Genomic DNA, 3,199 nt, shown 5'->3' with positions numbered 1-3,199 from the left:
AGTAAAGGGCTGGGGAACTTTCGCAATCTGTTTTTATATGCCCCCAATGGCAAAAAGGATGGCATACAAACCATTCCTTTATCGGAAGCCGCCGCGAAAGATGAATTTTTAAATATCAAAAACGTCAGTCGGGACGATATGTTAGCGGCTCATCGCGTTCCCCCACAATTAATGGGCATTATGCCGCAAAATGTGGGGGGATTTGGCGACGTACAAAAAGCGGCGAATGTGTTTATCTGCAACGAATTACATCCGTTACAACACAAAATGCAGCAGCTTAATGAGTGGCTAGGCGAAGAAGTGATTCAGTTTACCCTGTACGCCTTGAATCGGATAAAAAATAAAATCTAATCCTTGCACAAGGTGTTTAACTGTGCCTCAGAAAGTCCCGTTGATTGCTGAATAATCTTTTTATCGACCCCATTTTTTAGCAGTTGACGGGCGATTTCGTGTTTTTCTTCAAGTGCTTTCTGTAGACCTTGTTGTAGACCTTGTTGTAGACCTTGTTGTAGACCTTCTTGCCGTATACCCTGCGCGATATTCATCAATGCCCCCTCGTGTTTCTCTGACTGTTTCGCTATCTTGGTGATAAGTTGCATCGGTTTTTCTGCGTTCCCTTCCTGAAGAAGATAGTTAAACATCGTGATAACTTGATTGTCGGTATAATAATTATACGACAAAAGTTTAACAATACTATCCAGTAGCTCGGTCATATCCCGTCTGCGAATGTGCTTCTGGATGAGTTCTAATAGCGCCATTCGCCTATGCTGCATAATCTCACCATCATCAAGCGTGGTGACATCAACCAGCTTAAACGGTTTGGTATAGATTTTTTCTGCAATATCCCGCCCACTAAAACAATCGAGCCAGTCAGTACTGTAGGGATGCGGGCTTTTCTCACCACAATAAAACAGAATAGGAAAAACCAGCGGTAATTCTTTGTATCCAGCCTCCAAATGTTTTTGCATTGCCGCCATGCTATAGCGCATGAGTCGCCATGCCATCAGTTTATCGGGTGTCGATTGGTGCTCTATCAAAAGATAGAGATAACCTTGTCCCTCCTGGGTATTGACCGAATAGAGAATATCACTCTGGTAATTTTTCATCTCACTATCGATAAATGAGCTAGATTCGACTCTGAGACTATCCAGGTCACACAGCGCCTTAATCTCATCCGGTAGCCAGATATCAAAGAAATCTTTCGCCGTCTCTTTCTCACTTAGAAATTGCTTGAATACGGCATCGTGTGGAGTGGGAGTGAACTTTTTAACCATTTCTTATGGTCTCACCGCTTAAAGCAAATAGAAAATTAAGGGATTATTTGTATCGACAATAATCTTACGTAAATCAAAAAATCATAGCCATTTAATCTCTGATTCCCAACCTTTTTGACTCATACAATCATAAAAAAACTGACGGCGACTATCTTTATTAACATCAATAATATAACTGTCTATTTCAGGTATCAATACCGTTTGATATTTTTCATTTTTCTGCCAAGTCTCATGCCGCTTAACATTAGTTCTTTGCGCTACTTCATTTTTTACAGGAAATTTATTCTCCGATTGTTCCCTGCAAAAAATTTCAGCAACGGAAAAATCTTCAGCATTAAGGCTGTTCCTTACCCATTGGCTGGCGCACCCAGATATGAGCGTTGATAATACCATAGCTGTTAATACCCTTTTCATATTCATTCCTTACTTTCAATAGATGATTTTGCAAATTTTGATGAGAGTTTATCAAAAAACATGAAAAATCGCAGTGGTAGCCCCGCCGCGCCTGCCCGCGAAACATGTCGTTTTTTGTGCAGCTGCACAACGCCACTCAGAGTAGGCCAGTACTGGCCTTTGCGGTGATTTCAGGTGAGCAAAAACTTATGCAAATCCATGCACTTTTGTGCAAATCCATGCACTTATTTTTCAATGAAAAATAAGTGACTATTTTGATACGCCAAAACGGCCCAGTAAATAAAACCCTCGTTTTATTTACTGGCTCCTGCTCCCTTTAGAAGGCAACGGATTTACAGTGCAAAAAAACTAAATTAGTGGATGAAAAATAGTACTCCACTTCCCATTATAATGAGTATGCTTCCAAATATAATATTTTGGAGTAACATGATCTTTCTGTTATTGATGAGTTTTTTCATATAACTAGCAGAAAAAGCGTAAATATTCATCATTATTGTATCTACAGTCATCATGGTAATAGCCATTATTACTATTTGTTTCCATAAAACGCTTGATGGTTCGATAAATTGAGGCATCAAACTAATCATAAAAGCCCATGTCTTCACATTTGTTATGTCTGTTAAAAAACCGGTGATTAAACGGTTATACCATGTAGTGTTGTTCACTGATGTAATATTTTCATAACTCTTTTTTAAGACAGAAAAGATAATTCTTATTCCCATAAATATTAACCATATTGCCCCTATTATTTTTATAATAAAAAATATTTGAGGAAATGATATAAACATTTGTGTACCAAATCCCACTATAATAACAATTAACCCGACAGCGGTTTCTTGACCCAAGATTGTAGGAAGCGTTTTTTTATAGCCATAAGTCATCCCATGACTCATAGTCAGTATTGTTCCTGGCCCTGGTGAAATTGCAGTAAAAAATGCGATGGATAAAAATGCAGCCCATAATAAATATGTCAAAATAGCCTCTTTCTTTTTATTAGTTTAACAAATCAACCGCCTGATGCTCGTCGGGTTCTTTTTTCACGCAACTAACTTCTGATTATTCAAATTTTATCCAGGTAATGGGTTTTCCAACTCAGGAGTGTAACTTGAAAAACCGTACTCCCTAAGTAAAAAAAACTCACGGGAGGCGCAATCAGGCATAAAATAGTGTACATCCAAAGAGGGAGTTAAACCTCCTTTTCTACAGTTATTGCCAGAACTCCGAGGCGCGCCGATGGCGCTTTTTAAAAAATCAACTGCCTGATGCGCGGGTTCTTTTTTCACCAGCCGGTATTTTTTTAACCGCGTTTTCATGAGGGGCGTATCCGGGTGAAGTTGCGCATAGATCCCCGCTATTTTTTGTACTGCTTCGTCATAGGCATTTGGTTCGTCTGCCGTTTTGTAGGCAATGCGCAGCGTTTGTTCTTTTCGGGGGGTGCAAGGACCGCCTTGTGCGTCAATATAGGTGGCAAAGTCGCCTTCATCAGCCGCCTTCCTCACTTTTTCCGCCAT

Annotated in this window: 3 protein-coding genes and 2 pseudogenes; 1 reads left to right on the top strand and 4 read right to left on the bottom strand. The window is 39.7% G+C overall.

Features of this window, described 5'->3' with window-relative positions; translation table 11 throughout:
- A pseudogene (locus tag G468_RS24275) lies at window positions 1-351 on the top strand (phage portal protein); the annotation flags it as partial.
- On the opposite strand, the gene G468_RS0116525 reads toward G468_RS24275, so the two are convergent.
- From G468_RS0116525 to G468_RS0116510, 4 genes and pseudogenes are all read right to left on the bottom strand, one after another.
- Window positions 348-1,274: an Rpn family recombination-promoting nuclease/putative transposase gene (locus tag G468_RS0116525; protein ID WP_026823979.1), complete on the bottom strand. Its 927-nt coding sequence runs from the start codon at window positions 1,272-1,274 to the stop codon at window positions 348-350. The pseudogene G468_RS24275 and the gene G468_RS0116525 overlap by 4 nt on opposite strands.
- 81 nt (window positions 1,275-1,355) lie before the next feature.
- Entirely contained in the window at window positions 1,356-1,688 is a 333-nt protein-coding gene (locus tag G468_RS0116520) for a hypothetical protein (protein ID WP_026823978.1), read from the bottom strand.
- 353 nt (window positions 1,689-2,041) lie between these two features.
- The gene (locus G468_RS0116515) at window positions 2,042-2,662 is read right to left on the bottom strand and encodes a LysE family translocator (protein ID WP_051297171.1); all 621 of its coding nucleotides are present in this window, start codon (window positions 2,660-2,662) and stop codon (window positions 2,042-2,044) included.
- Window positions 2,663-2,755: 93 nt separating this feature from the next.
- A pseudogene (locus G468_RS0116510) lies at window positions 2,756-3,199 on the bottom strand (replication endonuclease); the annotation flags it as partial.

The sequence above is a fragment of the Arsenophonus nasoniae DSM 15247 genome (assembly GCF_000429565.1).
In the GTDB taxonomy this organism is placed as follows: Bacteria; Pseudomonadota; Gammaproteobacteria; order Enterobacterales; family Enterobacteriaceae; genus Arsenophonus; species Arsenophonus nasoniae.
Note: the sequence above shows the minus strand (reverse complement) of the source record. Positions and strands in the feature narration are given on the sequence as shown.